Below are 16,618 nucleotides of genomic sequence, written 5' to 3'. Positions count from 1 at the left end.
ATGAAACGATTAAACCGATTTCTCACCCTGCTGACCGCCGTGCTCCTCTTCACGGTGGGGTGCTCGCTCTCGACACCCTCCGCCGAAGTCTCCTCCAGGGCGGCTCCCCGCTCGGTGAGCACCGGTACGCTCCGGGGGATCAACCACGCGCATACCTGGTACAAGGACAGACTCGAGAGTGCGCTCACCGGGATTCGATCATGGGGGGCGAATTCCGTACGGGTGGTCCTCAGCAACGGGTACAGATGGACCAAGGACGACGCCGCGAGTGTCGCGACGATCATCGAGACCGCGAAGGGTCTCGGGTTCTCCGCCATCATGCTGGAGGTCCACGACACCACCGGGTACGGCGAGGATGGGGCCGCCTGTTCGCTCGCACAGGCGGTCTCCTACTGGCGGGAGATACAGGCCGTGCTCACGGGAGAGGAGGACTTCGTGCTCCTCAACATAGGGAACGAACCATATGGGAATAACAACTACCAGAACTGGGTGCAGGACACCATCGATGCCGTCCAGGCCTTGCGGAATGCGGGGTTCCAGCACACTATCGTGGTGGATGCGCCCAACTGGGGTCAGGACTGGTCCTTCACCATGAGGGACAACGCCCCTCAGGTGTACGCGGCCGATCCACAACAGAACCTCGTCTTCTCCGTACACATGTACGGCGTATACGACACCGCCCAGGAGGTGCAGGACTATTTCCAGGCCTTCGCCGATATGGGGCTGCCGCTCATCGTGGGAGAGTTCGGCTACATGCACTCCGATGGGGATCCGAACGAGGAGGCCATCGTGAGCTATGCCCGCCAGTACGGCATAGGCTACTGGGGCTGGTCGTGGTGCGGCAACGGCGGCGGGGTCGAATACCTCGACATGGTGTACAACTGGGATCCGGCCGACCCCACCTCGTGGGGCGAGTGGTTCAGGACCACCGCCCTCTCCGGGGGAGGATCCTCTCCCACGCCCACGTCCACACCGACTCCGACTCCCACACCGACGTCTACGCCCACATCCAGCCCCACACCGACCGCTACTCCTGGTTCGGGCGAGTATACCGAGATCAGTCTGCCCTTCACCTATGACGGGGCGGGTGAGTACTACTGGAAGACGAACGGCTTCTCCACCACCACCAATTGGAGCAGGTACGTGAACTCCTGGAACCTGGACCTCCTCGAGATCAACGGGAGTGACTATACCAACGTGTGGGTGGCACAGCATCAGATCCCGGCTGCAGCCGACGGCTACTGGTACATCCACTACCGGAGTTCGGTCCCATGGGGGCATGTGGAGATCAGGTGAGCTTCGATGCCTTGGATCGAAGAGGAACGACGGGGCCGCCTTTCGGCGGCCCTGTTTCTGTGTGAACCGGACGGGCTTCCTTTTATTGAAACCCATTCGGTGAACAGGTATACTGTGGGACGATCATACGAAGGAGAGGTGCATATGCTGGAAGAACTCAGGCCTGCGATCGAGGATCTTGAGGCGAAAGTCAAAGAAACCTGGAGGTATCTTTGAGAACTCGAGCATAAAGGAGCAGATCTCCCGGCTCGAGGAGGAGACCGGACGTCCCGATTTGTGGAACGACAGGAAACACGCCGAAGAGGTGCTCTCCCGTCTCCGACGGCTGAAGGTCCGCTATGAGGGGTGGGCCTCGCTCGTGCAAGAGGTGGAGGACATCCATACCCTCTACGACCTCGCCGCCGAGGAGAACGATCCCTCGCAGGAGGAGGAGTTGAGGCAGCAGCTCGCGGAGGCCGAGCGGAAGTTTCGGGAGCTCAGGCTCAGGGAGCTCTTGAACGAGGAGTACGATCAGAAGGATGCGTACCTCACCATCCATGCAGGAGCCGGGGGGATGGAGGCATGCGACTGGGCCTCCATGCTCCTTCGGATGTACCTCCGGTGGCTCGAGCGGAAGGGTTTCTCCACCCAGATCGTCGACATGGTGGAGGACGAGGGGGGGATCAAGTCGGTGACCGTGGAGGTGAAGGGGGACTACGCCTTCGGCTACCTCAAGGGCGAGGCGGGGGTCCACCGCCTCGTGAGGATCTCCCCGTTCGATGCGAGCGGGAGGCGCCATACCTCGTTCGCTTCGGTGTATGTGTCGCCCATCATCGAAGACGACATAGAGGTGGACATACGCCCCGAAGACCTGAGGATCGATACCTATCGTTCACAGGGGGCCGGCGGTCAGCACGTGAACAAGACCGAGTCCGCCGTGCGCATCACCCACCTGCCCACCGGAATCGTGGTGCAGTGTCAGAACGAGCGGAGTCAGCACAAGAACCGCGAGATCGCGATGCGGATGCTCCGTTCCCGGCTCTACGAGTACTATCAGCAGCTTCGGGAGGAGGAACAGGAGAAGAAGGCCATAGAGAAGAAGGACATCTCCTGGGGGAACCAGATCCGCTCCTATGTCTTCCAGCCCTATACCATGGTGAAGGATCTCAGGACGAGGGTGGAGACGGGAAACATCCAGGCGGTGATGGACGGCGATCTCGATATGTTCATAGAGGCCTACCTCCTCCAGCAGTGGAAGGAGCGTCAGGAGGCGGTACAGACGTGAGGCGGGTATGAAGGCACGGGTCCTGCTGGTAGGTGTGCTCCTGGCCGGCGGGGTGGCTTCGGGCCTCGTGGCCGAGGACGTCATTCCCCTCCCCGAATCATGGGTCCTCGGCTTCCTCCCCCTCGAGGTGGAGGGAGACACCGGGACCTTGGGTACCGTGATCCCGCAGCTCCTCGCGCAGGAGCTGGAGGGGGTGAGGGCGCACCTGTTCTCATCGGCCGAGCTCCGGGCCTACAGCGCGTATCAGAGGGATCTGCTCATACGGAGGCTCCTCGCGGAACGGGTGAAGAAGGTGGCCGAGCGGGACGAGATCCTTTTCGATCCCGATCCTCTCGTGCGGTGGGAGACGCTCGCTTCGAAGAAGAAGGAGATCCGCGAGCTGGATCGGCGCATCGCACGGATAGGTCGACTTCCGGATGTCGCGGTGGATCGGGTGCCGGTGGAGGTCTATCGGGATGACGCGGGGCTTCCGTTCCTTCCGGAGGGGAGGACGCTCGAGGAACGGATGGAGAAGGCGGGTGTGGATCTGGTGGTGCGTGGGGAAGGACGGGTGGCGGAGGGGTATCTGGTCGTGCACCTCGTGTTGAAGTGGCGGTACGGTCCGGATGTCCTGTGGGAGGGGAGGTATGTGGGGGGCGTGGACGAGCTCGTGGACGTGGTGCGGAAGGCGGCGGACGATCTGGCGCCGCACCTTCTGGGTGTGCGCCCCGCACGCCTCGTGGTGGAGGTGCCGGAGGGGGTCCAGGTGTTCGTGGACGGGGAGGTGGCGGGTATGGGTCGGGTGGAAGTCGGTCGCTTGCTCCCGGGGGAACACCGCGTGGAGGTGCGCGGGAGGGGGGTGGAGCCCTGGGAGGCAGTGGTCACGATCGGGGAGGGAGAGGAGCGTGTCGTCGAGGTGCCGATAAGGGAGGTGCCGGAGCGTCTCGTTCAGGTCTCCACCGTGCCCGGAGGGGCTTCGGTCTATCTGGACGGGGTGTATCAGGGCGCTTCGCCGTGTGAGGTGCGGATGAGGGGTGGGGTGGGTGTCCTCGAGGTGAGGAAGGAAGGGTACCTGCCGGTGAGGGCGCCCGTGGCTTCCATCGAGGGTGATGCGGTGGAGTGGGTCCTTTCTCCGGTGGGTATCGATCTCAAGGAGCGTGTGCGGGTGAAACGGGAGCGGTTCTACACCTGGTTCGGTCTGTTTTTCATGTCGGTGCCTCTCACCGTCTTGAGCTACGGGTGGTGGGCGGATTCCTACGAGGCGGCCGAGCTTGCCCTCTCGAGGGGGGCGGCGAATGCTGACGACTACCTCGAGCGTATGGATGTGGCAGCGGGGTGCTACTATGCGGGGGTGGTTTTGAACGTGTCCCTGTTCGTCCAGGCCGTACTGGCATTCGGCGACTATCTCCGCGCCCTCGAGAGGGTGCCTGAATGAGGAAGGAGTAGCTATGGCATGGCTCATGGATCGTCTCAGATCGTTGTGGGGAGGGGCCCGTTTCGATGAGGCCTTCTGGGAGGAGTTCGAGGACCTTCTCATCGAGGCCGATCTCGGAGCCGAGACCGCCTTTGAGGTGGTGGAGGAAGTGCAGAGGAGGGCGAAGAAGGAAGGGGTGGTGGATGTGGAGGGGGTCCGCGAGGTGATAAAGGACGTGCTCCGGCGGTATGTGAGGGCCGGGGACTTCTCCCTTCCCGATTCTGGTACGGTGGTGTTTCTCTTCGTGGGTGTCAACGGGGTGGGTAAGACGACTACGATCGCGAAGTTCGCCCATTTCATACGGTCCACGTGGGGGAGGGATGATGTGGTGCTTGCGGCGGGGGATACGTTCCGGGCGGGGGCTATCGACCAGCTCAGGGTGTGGGGCGAGCGTCTGGGGGTCCGGGTGGTGGCCCAGCAGCCGGGGGCGGATCCGGCTGCGGTGATCTTCGATGCGATTCAGAGTGTGGAGCGGAGGGGGGGAGGGGTGGTGTTGGCCGATACGGCCGGACGGTTCCACAACCGGGCGTCGCTCATGGATGAGCTGGCGAAGGTGGATCGGGTGATCCGTTCCAAGGCGGCGGATGCCGACTACCGGCGGCTCCTGGTGGTCGATGCCTCCACCGGTCAGAATGCCTTCAGACAGGCGGAGGTGTTCCAGGAGACGGTGGGTCTGGACGGGCTGGTGCTCGCCAAGTACGACGGCGCGGCGAAGGGTGGGGTGCTGGTCCCGATCTCCCGAAGGCTGGAGATCCCCGCCGTGTTCGTGGGAACGGGTGAGGGGCTGGAGGATCTCAGGCCTTTCGACGTCGAGGAGTATCTCTCCCGACTGGTGGAGGGGTAGGGATGCGTGCGTACCGATGGCTCCTGTGGGGTGTGGGATGGTCGTTGCTCGCTTCGCCTCTGTGGTTCTCTTCGAACGAGATGGGGCAGGCGCTCGTCCCCATCGAGGAGTTCGACCGAGGTCGTTACGAGTACGTGCTGATGGTGGAGGATGGGGAGGGTCGTCAGGTACGGGTGCTCTTCCGAGAGGGGGAGGAGGTGCGGCGCTGGGAGATCGTGTGGCATAGGGAGGGTGTGCCTTCGCAGGTGAAGGTGTGGGGGGACGGGGTGCTCTCCCGGGTCTCGCGGTACGACGAGGGGGGGCGCCTCCTCGAGGAGGAATTCTATCGGGAGGGGGAGTTCTCCGAGCGGGTGCGGTACGAGTATGAGGGTGCGCGGGTGGTGCGGAGGGTGCGGGAGGGGGTGGATGGGGGGACGAGTACCGAGGAGTTCCGCTACGATCGGGAGGGTCGGCTCAGGGAGGTGCGGGCGGTCCCCGAGAAGGGAGTGGACCGGTACGTGCAGGTGGGAGGCCGGCTCGTGGAGGAGTGGCACGGGGATGGGGGTTCGGGGTTTCTCGTCCGGTACGGCCGTTCCGGCGAGGTGGTGGAGCGTGAGGAATGGGAGGGGGGGAGACTCGTATGGGTGCGCACGTACCGGTACGGCGAAGGCGGGGTGTGTGAGGGGTGGGTGGAGGAGCGGCCGGAGGAGGGGGCGGTAGTGGAGGTCCGTTGCGATGGGGAGGGGCGGCCGGTGGAGGAGGTGTGGCGGCGTGAGGGGGTGTCGGTGCGGCGGGTGGTGTACGGGTACGAGGGGGGTAGGGTGGTGTGGGAGCGGGAGGTGACGGAAGGGCTCGTGAGGGAGTCTCGGTACGGATACGAGGGGGATCGGGTGGTCTGGGAGGAGGTGTGGGAGAATGGCGTGCGGGTGATGAGGCGGGAGTTCGGGGAGGGGGGGGCGGTGTCGGCGGAGGTGGTGGACCTGGGCGAGGGTGCCTCGGTGCGCCGGGTCTACGGGGCGGATGGACGGCTCGTGCGGGAGGAGTTCTTCCTGGACGGCGAGCTCGTGTCGGTGCGGGAGGCGAAGTGAAGGCGTGGCTCCGCTCGAGGTGGAGAGTGTGGCGGTGGGTGGGGCGGCTTGCGGTGATCTACCTTCTGAGGGGAAGACGGAAGAAGACGGCCGCAGCTTCCCTGCTCACGTGGCTCGGAGTGGTGCTCGGGGTGGCCACTCTCGTCACGGTGCTCTCGGTGATGAACGGTTTCCAGAGTCTCACGATCGACTCCCTGGTGGAGGTCGCGTCCTTCCATGTGAGGGTGTACGGAGCGGTGGATGCGGCGGAGGTGGAGAGGGTGGTGGGTGAGGGGGTGGTGGTGCCACAGGTGGAGGTGCGCGTCCTGGCGGGGGATCTGGGGGGTGAGGTGGAGTTCGTGGAGGTACGGGGGGTGCCGGAGGGGATGAGGGAGCGGGATCCGGGGTTCGCGAGGGTGGTGGAGGTGAGGGAGGGTGTCTTCCGGGTGGGGGAGGGGAGGGTGGTGGTGGGGCAGGAGTTGGCCTATGAGCTGGGGGTGGGGGTGGGTGATTCCCTCGTCCTCACCGGGTTGAGCGTGGGAGAGACGGGGATCCTGGTCCCGGTGCGCCGGGGGTTCGTGGTTTCCGCAGTCTTCCGAACCGGAAACTACCAGATCGACCGTTCCATGCTCTTCATGGGCCTCGATGATGCCCGCCTGATCGCCGGTGGAGACGACGGCTCCTTTCTCGCCGTAAAACTCCCGCGCCCCTCACGGGCACAGGAGGTGAAGCGACGGCTCGTCCGCGCGGGCTACGGAGCGGTCACGTGGGAGGAATACAACAGGGCCCTCTTCGACGCCCTTCGTATGGAGAAGCTCTTCCTCGTCTTTCTCGTCGGTCTCATCTTCCTCGTCCTCGGACTCAACCTCGTCCATGGCTTCAGGAGGTCGATTTTCGAACGAAGGGGTGAGCTCGCCCTCCTGGTGGCGGTGGGGGCCCGTGTGGAGGAGGTGAGGCGCGTCTTCCTCCTCGAAGGTCTCGTTCTCGGTGCTACGGGGGCATTCCTCGGCACGATGTGGGGGTATCTCCTCTCCATCAACATCAACCGGGTCTTCTCCTGGGTGGAGTCGATACTCAACGCCGGTATTCACCTCTGGAACGCCCTCGGCAGGTTCTGGGGGGGGCGGTTCCGATTGGGATCCGTCCGCATCTTCTCGCCGCAATCGTTCTATCTCCTGGAGATTCCCTTCAGGGTGTATCCGGTTGAAGTCCTGGGGATCGTCCTCTATGCTGTCCTCGTCTCAGGGGGGGCGGCGTATCTGGCCACCCGCATGTTGCGGACGTTCTCCGTCACCGAGGTGTTACGCAATGAGTGATCCGATCATCGTCCTTGAGGAAGTGGTGAAGGAGTATCCCTCCGGCGAGACATCCCTCCGTGTGCTGGACGGGGTCTCGGGCGGTTTCGAGAGGGGGAAGGTCCATGTGATCATGGGTGAGAGTGGATCGGGGAAGAGCACCCTCCTCCACCTCATAGGGGGGCTCGACACCCCCACATCGGGGCGCGTACTTCTTGAAGGTCAGGACATGGGCGCCCTCGACGAGGAGGGGCTCGCGGCCTTCCGGCAGCGAGACATGGGCTTCGTCTTCCAGATGCACTACCTCCTCCGGGAGTGTACCTCCCTGGAGAACGTCCTCCTCCCCGCTTATATGGCCGGGCTTTCCTTTTCTGAGGCGGCTGCGAAGGCTCGGGATCTCCTCGTGAGGGTGGGGCTCGGAGACAGGATGCACCACTACCCCTCCCAGCTTTCCGGCGGGGAACGACAGCGGGTGGCCATTGCACGGGCCCTGGTGAACGGCCCACGTATCGTGCTCGCCGACGAGCCCACCGGCAACCTGGACGAGCGCACGTCCCGCATGGTGGAGGATGTGTTCTTCTCCCTCGTCCGGGAGGAGGGGGCCACGCTCATCCTCGTGACCCACGATGCCGCCCTCGCCTCTCGGGCCGACACCGTCTACCGCCTTGAGGGGGGGAGGCTCCATCGGTCATGAAGCGCCTCATCTATCTCGCATGGAAGAACCTCTTTGACGGCCCTTCCCTCGCACCCCGTATCCGGTCCTCGCTCCTGGCCGTGGCCCTCGGCCTCGTGCCCTTCGTGGTGGTGCTCCACGTCTCCGACGGGATGATAGAGGCCATCACCCGCCGTTTTCTCGAGACCACCACCTACCACTTTCAGGCCTTCGCGTACGCCCCCGATCTCTCGATGGAGGAGGGCGTGGAACGTCTGGCGGCCGAGGGGTTCCTCGCTGTTCCCGAGATCCAGGGGATGGGCCTCCTGGTGAATGGGGTGAGGCGGGAGGGGGTCACAATACGGGCCGTGCCTTCCTGGTGGTGGGAGAAGGACGAGGGACTTCGCTCCTCCCTCAGCATAGAGAAAGGGCGCTTCGATCTCTCCTCTCCCAGGCACATGGTGGTGGGGGTGGAGGTGGCCCGTACACTGGGCATCTCGGTGGGGGACAAGGTGAAGCTCCTCGTGCTTCGGAGCTTCGGAGGCGGAACCATCCTCCCGCGTATCGCCACCTTCGAGGTCACCGGAGTGACCTCCACGGGCTATCAGGATGTGGACAAGCTGTGGGTCTACGTCCCCTTCGAGTGGGGGGATCGGGTCTTCGACAGGCGATCGTCACGTGCCTTTCTCGGGATCAAGGTGGAGGATCCCTTCCACGACATGGAGGCCTTGCGTTCCAGGATCGCGGCTTGTCTTGGCGCGGGATGGGTCGTCCTTTCGTGGAAGGATCTGGGGCGTGCGCAGTTTCTCTCGTTCTCCACGAGCAGAGCACTCCTCCTCGCCATCATGGGCCTTCTCGTCCTCATTGCGGCCTTGAGTATCTCCTCGTCACTGGTGATGCTCGTGCTGGAGCGGGCCGAGGAGATCGCCATGCTCAAGAGCATCGGGGTGCCACCACGTCTGGTGAGCAGGGCCTACCTGTGGACGGGGATGCTCGTGGGTATGGCGGGATCCCTCGCGGGAATGGCCTGTGGACTCCTCATCTCGCTCTATATCAACGAGTTGTTCGCATTCCTGGAACACCTCGTGAATCTCTGGCTCCGCCTTGCCGCCGGGCTCCGGGGTGGATCCTACGAGCCGGTGCGCATACTCTCGTCGGATTTCTACGTGGAACGCATCCCCGTCCACCCCTCCCCGTTCGTCTTGTGGCTCATCTTCGTGGGGGCCTCGCTGATCGCCTTCCTCGCTTCCTGGGGTCCGGCTCGGTATGTGCTTCGGATCTCACCCGTGGAGGTCCTGCGGAGGGAGGGTTGATCCCGGAGGGGGATATTTCCTTTTGCCCGATTTCCTAGTACAATATAGTAACGCCACGAATGAGGGGAGATCGGCGATGGCATGCACGATCTGCGGTGAGGAGGATGTGGTCCTCAAGATACAGCATATCGCCAATGGCGAGGTGAAGGAGATAGAGCTCTGCGCCCAGTGTGCCGAGAGTGTGGAGATAGAACACTTCGGGGGGGATCTGAGCTTCAATATAGAGGAGTTCCTGCAGGCCCTCTTCGTTCCCGAGGAGGATGGCCTGGACGATGCGGAGGACGAGGAGGAAGACGACGTTCTCTGTCCGGGATGCGGTATGTCGATGGAGGAGTTCAGGGCCAGACAGCGGGCGGGGTGCCCCGACTGCTACTATGTCTTCAGGAAAGAGGCCTATCAGTTCCTCCCGCAGGGGTACAGGTACAGGGGGAGTGTCCCTCGGAGGTTCAACACCGTGAAGCGCATTCTCATGGACAGGATGCGGCTCAAGCGGAGCCTCGAACACGCCATCCGCAACGAGGACTACGAACGCGCAGCGAGGATCCGTGACAGGCTCCGAGAACTGGAAGAAGACAGGGCAGAACAGGGTTCATGAATCCTTACACCATTCCATCGCTCTCATGGTTCAACAGGACACACGAGCCGCACGAGGTGGTGGTGTCCACCCGGGTGCGTCTCTCGCGGAACGTGGCGGGGTATCCGTTTCCCGGTATGCTCGGGACGCGGGTTCAACAGGAACTCGTGGAGAGGATCGTGAGCGCCTGGTCTCACTATCTCCCCGGAACCCGCTGGGTGGATCTCAAGAGCCTCCCCGCCACGGCGAAGAAACAGCTCATAGAATCGCAGGTCCTGACCCGACAGGATCTCATGGCCTTCCCGGGCGGGTCTCTCCTGCTGTCTCCCGATACCGACCCTCTCGGTCTCGTCTGCTTCTCCGATCATCTCCGGCTGGTGCGATACGATCCCGGCTACAACGTGCAGCAGGGTATGGACAGCGTGCGTCAGCTGGCGGAGAAGCTGGACGAGAAGCTCCCGTTTGCCTTCTCGCTCGAATTGGGCTATCTCAATGCCAACGTACAGGATGTGGGAACCGGGTACAGGGTTTCGCTCCTCCTCCACACCCCTGCCACCTTTGCAGAGCGGGCCGTGGTGATGCTGAAGAAGCTCCTTTCCGAGCACGATGCGGTCTTCCTCCCTTTCCAGAGCGGCAGGGATCTGTACTCGCAAGGCATGTTCCTCCTGATGATGGACGGAGTCCAGGGCCTTCCCCCTGAAAAAGTACGAAAAAGGCTTGAAGATACCTGTACTATGGTAATACATTATGAGAGGGAGAAGCGAGAAACCCTTCTCTCCAGCAGGACGAGGAGAGAAGAGGTTCGGGAGAGGATCGACACCGCGTGGAAGATCCTCACGAGCTCCCGGAAGGTGTCCTCGAAGGCTGCCAGTGAGGCCTTGCTCCTCCTGAGGACGGCGGCGGTGTGGGGGGTGGGACCCCGCATGGATCTGGGGTGTTTCCCATACCTGTACTTCGCCTCCCAGCCGGGACACATGAGGAGCAGGATGGAGGTAGAGGGAGTTTCTCTCTCGCGTGAGGGAGAGGAGGAAGCCCGTGCGGCATGGCTCAGGGAGATGCTCTCTGACCATGGGTAGATACAAGAGGGGAGTCTATGTTTAAGGATTTGACGCAGCGCGCCCAGAAGATACTCACGGTGCTCGCCCAGGATGAGGCGAAGCGGTTTCATGCGGAAGAACTGGAGCCGGAGCATATCATCCTCGCCATCATCCGCGAAGGGGCGGGCGTTGCCTATAGAGCGATAAAACGTCTCAAGATCGCGCCGGAGGAGATCCAGGTCTTCGTAGAGAAGAATCTCTCCAAACAGAGGGGGAGTTTCATCCTCGGGGATGTGCCCCTTTCCTCCAGGAGCAGGAGGGTCCTCGAGTATGCAGCCGAGGAGGCCCGCCATTTGGACGACGAATACATTGGGACCGAGCATCTCATGCTGGGATGTGCCCGCGACGGCGAGGGGGTGTTCACCCGGTTCCTGGCCCAGAAGGGCATCGACCTGGAAGTCTTGAGGGAGGCCATCCTCGAGGTGAAGGGGAGTGAATCGGTGTACAACAGCTCGTGGGGGGGGAAGGAGGAACAGGAGAAACGGAGGGGGGCCTTCCAGTCGGCTGCCTACAGAAAGAATACCCCATTGCTCGACGAGTTCTCCAGGGATCTCACCGAGCTCGCCCAGACGGGTAAGCTCGATCCGGTCATCGGGAGGGAGCGTGAGCTCCGTCGTATCGTCCAGATCCTGGCCCGACGTACCAAGAACAACCCCGTGCTCATCGGTGACCCGGGGGTGGGGAAGACGGCGATCGTGGAGGCTCTCGCCCAGCGGATCGTGCGCGGCGAGGTGCCCGAGATACTCGAGGGCAAGCGCATACTCGTCCTCGATCTTGCGGCCCTGGTGGCGGGGACCAAGTACCGGGGCGAGTTCGAGGAACGGCTCAAGCGGGTGATGCGGGAGATCGTCTCGGTGAAGAACGTGGTCCTCTTCATCGACGAGCTCCACACCATCATTGGCGCGGGCGGTGCCGAGGGTGCCATCGACGCCTCCAACATGCTCAAGCCTGCGCTCTCACGGGGGGAGATCCAGTGCATCGGCGCCACCACCCTGGACGAGTACCGGAAGTACATCGAAAAGGATGCGGCACTGGAGCGTAGGTTCCAGCCCGTGTACGTTCGCGAGCCGACCATCGAGGAGACGATCCAGATCCTCGAAGGGATAAAGACGAGGTACGAGGATTTCCACAACGTCACCTATACGCGCAAGGCCGTGGAGGCGGCGGTGGTCCTCTCTGCCCGCTACATCACCGAACGCCACCTGCCCGACAAGGCCATCGATCTGCTCGACGAGGCGGGATCGCGGACCCACGTGCAGGTGCTCAACCGGCCTCAGGAGATAGAGGAGCTTGAGAAAAAGATAGAGCAGCTCAATTCCGAGAAGATCATGCTCGTGAACACGCAGAACTACGAGCGGGCGGCTGCGGTGAGGGACCAGGTGAACCGGCTCAAGATGGAGCTCGAGAGGCTGAAGACCGCCTGGAAGCTCGAGATCAAGCGGACGCAGAACATCGTCGATCAGGAGGACATCCAGGAGGTGGTCTCCGACATCACCGGCATCCCGCTCGTGAGGATCGCGCAGAGTGAATCGGAGCGTCTCCTCCATATCGAGGAGGAACTCCACCGGAAGGTGATAAGCCAGGACGAGGCCATAAAAGTGGTGGCATCTGCCATCCGCAGGGCGCGGACGGGGCTGAGCTCTCCAAACCGTCCCATGGGATCGTTCGTCTTCCTCGGGCCGACCGGTGTGGGTAAGACCCTTCTCGCGAAGACCTTGGCCGAATATCTCTTCGGCGACACCTCCGCGCTCATCCGGCTCGACATGTCGGACTTCATGGAGAAACACAACGTCTCGAGGCTCGTGGGGGCCCCTCCAGGGTATGTGGGCTACGAGGAGGGCGGCCTCCTCACGGAGAAGGTGCGTCATCGGCCCTATTCAGTGATACTCTTCGACGAGATAGAGAAGGCTCATCCGGATGTCTTCAACATCCTCCTTCAGATCCTCGAAGAGGGGGAACTGCAGGACAACCTGGGACACAGGGTCTCCTTCCGGAACGCCGTACTCATCATGACCTCGAACGCGGGTGCCAGGGAGATCACCCGCGAGTCCACGGTGGGCTTCCAGACCAAGGAAGGGATCCTCGATTTCAGAGAGATCCAGGCCTCTGCGATGAACGAGTTGAGGCGCATCTTCCGTCCCGAGTTCCTCAACCGTATCGATGAGATCGTGGTGTTCAAGAGCCTCAGCAGGGCGGATCTCGAACGGATATTGGGGCTCCTCCTGGAAGAGGTGTTCCAGCGGGTGAGGGAGCAGGGGATGGAGATAGAGATCACGAAGCGCGCTCGGGAGTATCTCCTGGAAAAAGGGTATGATCCTCGCTATGGAGCGCGACCCCTCAGGAGGACCATACAACGCGAGCTCGAAGACCCGCTCTCCATGGAGATCCTCAGGCAGCGTTTCGTGCCGGGATCGTACATCCTGGTGACGGTGAGGAGCGGGAAGCTCGTGTTCCAGCAGAAACAGACCAAGAAACCCCCTGAAAAGGTGACGGTGGAGACCCGGTAGGGGGTCTCTGTTTCATAGAACACCTCCCAAGGCAAGAGGCGGGCGTTGCCCGCCTCTTCTTCCCTCTTGACACGATATAAAAATATATATAATTTCATATCGATGACTGAGGACCGATCCATCGTCGTGTGTATGGGAAGCTCCTGCCATGCCCGTGGTAATGCCCTCACGGTGAAGGTGATCAGGGCATGGCTCGAAGAACACGGCCTCGATCAGGATGTCGAGGTGAGAGGTGAGCTGTGTTCCGGAAGGTGCAAGGAAGGTCCTGTGGTACGGATAGGTAACAGGATCTACGAGCGTGTCCAGCCGGAGGCGGTGCCGGACATCCTTTCCTTCGAATTCCCGGAGGACATGTAATAGATGACATTCCAGCGCCTCATCTATACGGTCACGTCCGACTGTTTCGATTGCTACAAGTGTATCCGCGAATGTCCTGTGAAGGCCATACGCATCTCCGGCGGTCGTGCGGAGGTGGTAGAAGAGTTGTGCCTATACTGTGGCCATTGTGTGGAGGTGTGTCCTTCCGGCGCAAAGAGGGTGCGCTCCGGTGTCGACAGGGCCAAGACGATCCTTTCGCTCCGATCGAAGGTCGTGCTTTCTCTCGCACCGAGTTTCCCTGCGTTCTTCAGGGATACGTCCCCTCAGGAGCTCATCGCCGCATGCAGAAAGTTGGGGTTCCATGCCGTCTCCGAAACCGCGGTGGGTGCGGATATCGTGTCCGAGAAGATAAGGGAGATGCTCTCGGGGCACGAGGGACAGGGAGAGGGGCGTCTTCTCATCTCTTCGGCCTGTCCGGTGATCGTGGAGTACATTTCGAGGTATCGTCCGGACCTCCTTCCTTGTGTGATACCTGTGGGCTCCCCCATGAGGGCGCATGCCGAATACCTCAAATCGGTCTTCGGGCATGAGACCGCAGTGGTCTTTGCAGGTCCGTGCATCGCGAAGAAGAGGGAGGCGGAACAGTCGGGAGGGGTGGTGGATCTCGCGCTCACCTTCTCCGAGCTCGCTGCTTGGATGGAGGAGGCGGGTGTCTACCCCTCCGATCTCAGGACCGATGGAGGCGATTTCTATCCTTCACGTTCATCCTATGGCGCCTTGTACCCGATCCAGGGAGGGGCCATCCGTACCCTCGAGCGTATGGGAACTCCCGGCTCGTGGGTCTTCGAGTCGTTCTCCGGGATCACACAGATCGCCCGCGCCCTCGACGGTCTGGACATCGATTCCCTGGATGTACCGCTTTTCCTGGAACTTCTCGCCTGTGAGGGGGGATGTATCAACGGCCCGGCGTTCGGCAGCCGTAGAGGGAGCCTGGACCGTCATCTGAAGGTCCTGTCGTACGCCGAGGGGGCCTCCAGGGAGTGGGTGAGATGCGCGCTCCCGCTCGAGGTGGAGGTGCACGGCGATCCATACCGTGAGACTCCGATCTCCGATGAGGAGATACGTGAGGCCCTCCGCTCGGTAGGCAAGTATTCCCCTGAGGACGAGCTCAACTGTTCCGGCTGCGGCTATGATACGTGTCGCGCCTTTGCCGAGGCCATAGTGCGGGGGAGGGCGGAGCGGACCATGTGTGTTTCCTACATGAGGAAATTGGCACAGAAGAAGGCGAATGCGCTCCTCAAGACCATGCCCTCGGCCGCGGTGGTGGTGGATCAGGATCTGAAGGTGGTGGAGTGTAATTCCAATTTCGCGCGCCTCTGGGGAGCAGAGATAGAGGGTATGTACGGAGTGAGGCCCGGTCTCGAAGGAGCCGATCTGAGAAAGATCGTTCCCTTCTGGAAGGTTTTCCAGCTCGTGCTCGACGATCAGGGACCGGAGCTCGTGGAGGAGGATTTCAGGGTGGGAAAGCGGATCATCCACGGGAGCATCTTCGTGATCGAACGGGGTGCGGTTGCGGGAGGACTCTTCCAGGATATCACGGTGCCCTGGATACAGCGTGACAGGATCGTCCAACAGGCGAGGAAGGTCATGAAGGATCACCTCCGTACGGTCCAGAAGGTGGCCTATCTCCTGGGTGAAAACGCAGCGGAGATGGAAGCGACCTTGAGTTCCATCGTCGAGTCCTTCGAGGGGGAGCATCATGGATGACATCTTCGTCGAAGTCGGGTCGTTCCAGATACCCAAGTACGGTGAACATGCCGAGGGAGATGTGTTCTTCTCGAAGAAAGATCTCAACGGCAAGCGCATCGTCTCCGTGCTCTCCGACGGCCTTGGTTCGGGGATAAAGGCATCTGTCCTGGCCACGCTCACGGCCACTATCGGAGCGGGGTGTATCGCTCACAAGCTCTCCCTGGAAAGGACGGGAGGGCTTCTCATGCGGACACTTCCCGTATGTTCGAAACGCAAGATAAGTTATGCGACGTTTACCATCGTGGATATAGATTCGGACTACAGGGTTTCCTGCCTGGAATACGACAATCCCCCCTATCTCCTGTGGAGGGGGGACCGGCTCCTTGAAACGAGGCGGGACCGGAGGATCCTTCGTCGACAGGGCAAGGGACATCCTGCCTCCATGGAAGTGGCGCTCTCCTCTTTCCAGGCCGTCCTCGATGACAGGCTCATCTTCTTCTCCGATGGGGTGACCCAGTGCGGCATGGGAAGCCGTCGTTTCCCCTTGGGATGGGGATTGGAGGGGGTGATCGACTACGTGGGGAACATCCTTTCCGTCACGCCGGATATATCGGCGCGGGACCTCGCCCGCGTGGTGGTGCAGCGAGCCCTCATGATCGACGAGGGCAAGGCCAAGGATGACATCACGTGCGGGGTCGTGTATTTCAGAAAGGCACGACGGCTACTCGTGGTGACCGGCCCTCCGCTCCGGAGGGATCGTGACAGGGACCTCGCCGCACTCTTCAGGGATTTTAGAGGCACGCGTATCATCTGTGGGGGAACCACTGCCACCATCATCGCCCGGGAGTTGGGCAAGCGGCTTTCGGTGAGGCTGGAGTGTGTCGATCCGGCCTTGCCCCCGCCGGGAGAGATGGAGGGGGCCGACCTGGTGACCGAGGGGATCCTCACGCTTGGGAAGGTGGCGGAGTATCTCGAGAGGGATGAAGTGGTGGAACGTCTTCCTCGCAACCCGGCCGCGGAGATCCTTCGTTTCATGCTCAATTCCGACGTGATCGAATTCCTGGTCGGGACGAGGATAAACGAGGCACATCAGGATCCTTCTATGCCGGTGGAGCTGGAGATCCGGAGAAATGTGGTGAGAAAGATCGCTGGTCTGTTGGAACAGCGATACTTGAAGAAGACCAGTGTACGATTCATCTGAGGGAGTCAA

At 61.9% G+C, this 16,618-nt stretch carries 14 protein-coding genes; all 14 read left to right on the top strand.

The window, feature by feature from the left end; translation table 11 throughout:
- The gene (locus STHERM_RS06185; protein ID WP_013314030.1) at positions 1–1,296 is read left to right on the top strand and encodes a cellulase family glycosylhydrolase; all 1,296 of its coding nucleotides are present in this window, start codon (positions 1–3) and stop codon (positions 1,294–1,296) included.
- 144 nt (positions 1,297–1,440) lie between these two features.
- Positions 1,441–2,560, top strand: a protein-coding gene (prfB, locus tag STHERM_RS06180; protein ID WP_237223178.1) for a peptide chain release factor 2 whose coding sequence is annotated in 2 segments (ribosomal slippage) — positions 1,441–1,500 and positions 1,502–2,560 — 1,119 coding nt in all. Because the reading frame shifts where the segments join, the coding sequence is not laid out codon by codon here.
- Positions 2,561–2,567: 7 nt separating this feature from the next.
- The gene (locus STHERM_RS12550; RefSeq protein WP_013314028.1) at positions 2,568–3,974 is read left to right on the top strand and encodes a PEGA domain-containing protein; all 1,407 of its coding nucleotides are present in this window, start codon (positions 2,568–2,570) and stop codon (positions 3,972–3,974) included.
- A gap of 13 nt (positions 3,975–3,987) precedes the next feature.
- A complete protein-coding gene (gene ftsY, locus STHERM_RS06170; RefSeq protein ID WP_013314027.1) occupies positions 3,988–4,857 on the top strand; it encodes a signal recognition particle-docking protein FtsY in 870 nt (289 codons plus the stop codon).
- A gap of 2 nt (positions 4,858–4,859) precedes the next feature.
- Positions 4,860–5,924, top strand: coding sequence for a hypothetical protein (locus STHERM_RS06165; RefSeq protein WP_013314026.1), 1,065 nt, complete (start codon positions 4,860–4,862; stop codon positions 5,922–5,924).
- Positions 5,921–7,219, top strand: coding sequence for an ABC transporter permease (locus tag STHERM_RS06160; protein ID WP_013314025.1), 1,299 nt, complete (start codon positions 5,921–5,923; stop codon positions 7,217–7,219). The genes STHERM_RS06165 and STHERM_RS06160 overlap by 4 nt, the downstream gene beginning before the upstream one ends.
- The gene (locus STHERM_RS06155; RefSeq protein ID WP_013314024.1) at positions 7,212–7,892 is read left to right on the top strand and encodes an ABC transporter ATP-binding protein; all 681 of its coding nucleotides are present in this window, start codon (positions 7,212–7,214) and stop codon (positions 7,890–7,892) included. The genes STHERM_RS06160 and STHERM_RS06155 overlap by 8 nt, the downstream gene beginning before the upstream one ends.
- Positions 7,889–9,163 carry an ABC transporter permease gene (locus tag STHERM_RS06150; protein ID WP_013314023.1) on the top strand — a complete coding sequence of 425 codons (1,275 nt, stop codon included), beginning with the start codon at positions 7,889–7,891 and terminating at the stop codon, positions 9,161–9,163. Before STHERM_RS06155 ends, STHERM_RS06150 begins: the two co-directional genes overlap by 4 nt.
- Positions 9,164–9,239: 76 nt before the next feature.
- Positions 9,240–9,758 carry a UvrB/UvrC motif-containing protein gene (locus STHERM_RS06145; protein ID WP_013314022.1) on the top strand — a complete coding sequence of 173 codons (519 nt, stop codon included), beginning with the start codon at positions 9,240–9,242 and terminating at the stop codon, positions 9,756–9,758.
- Positions 9,755–10,813 carry an ATP--guanido phosphotransferase gene (locus STHERM_RS06140; protein WP_013314021.1) on the top strand — a complete coding sequence of 353 codons (1,059 nt, stop codon included), beginning with the start codon at positions 9,755–9,757 and terminating at the stop codon, positions 10,811–10,813. The genes STHERM_RS06145 and STHERM_RS06140 overlap by 4 nt, the downstream gene beginning before the upstream one ends.
- Before the next feature lie 17 nt (positions 10,814–10,830).
- Positions 10,831–13,341 carry an ATP-dependent Clp protease ATP-binding subunit gene (locus STHERM_RS06135; protein ID WP_013314020.1) on the top strand — a complete coding sequence of 837 codons (2,511 nt, stop codon included), beginning with the start codon at positions 10,831–10,833 and terminating at the stop codon, positions 13,339–13,341.
- Positions 13,342–13,443: 102 nt separating this feature from the next.
- Entirely contained in the window at positions 13,444–13,698 is a 255-nt protein-coding gene (locus STHERM_RS06130) for a (2Fe-2S) ferredoxin domain-containing protein (protein ID WP_013314019.1), read from the top strand.
- A gap of 3 nt (positions 13,699–13,701) precedes the next feature.
- Positions 13,702–15,426: a [Fe-Fe] hydrogenase large subunit C-terminal domain-containing protein gene (locus tag STHERM_RS06125; protein WP_013314018.1), complete on the top strand. Its 1,725-nt coding sequence runs from the start codon at positions 13,702–13,704 to the stop codon at positions 15,424–15,426.
- A complete protein-coding gene (locus STHERM_RS06120) occupies positions 15,419–16,609 on the top strand; it encodes a SpoIIE family protein phosphatase (RefSeq protein ID WP_013314017.1) in 1,191 nt (396 codons plus the stop codon). The genes STHERM_RS06125 and STHERM_RS06120 overlap by 8 nt, the downstream gene beginning before the upstream one ends.
- The last annotated feature ends 9 nt before the right edge of the window (positions 16,610–16,618 follow it).

The sequence above is a fragment of the Spirochaeta thermophila DSM 6192 genome (assembly GCF_000147075.1).
GTDB classification, from domain to species: domain Bacteria; phylum Spirochaetota; class Spirochaetia; order Winmispirales; family Winmispiraceae; genus Winmispira; species Winmispira thermophila_A.
This window is presented reverse-complemented; position numbering and strand designations above follow the sequence as displayed.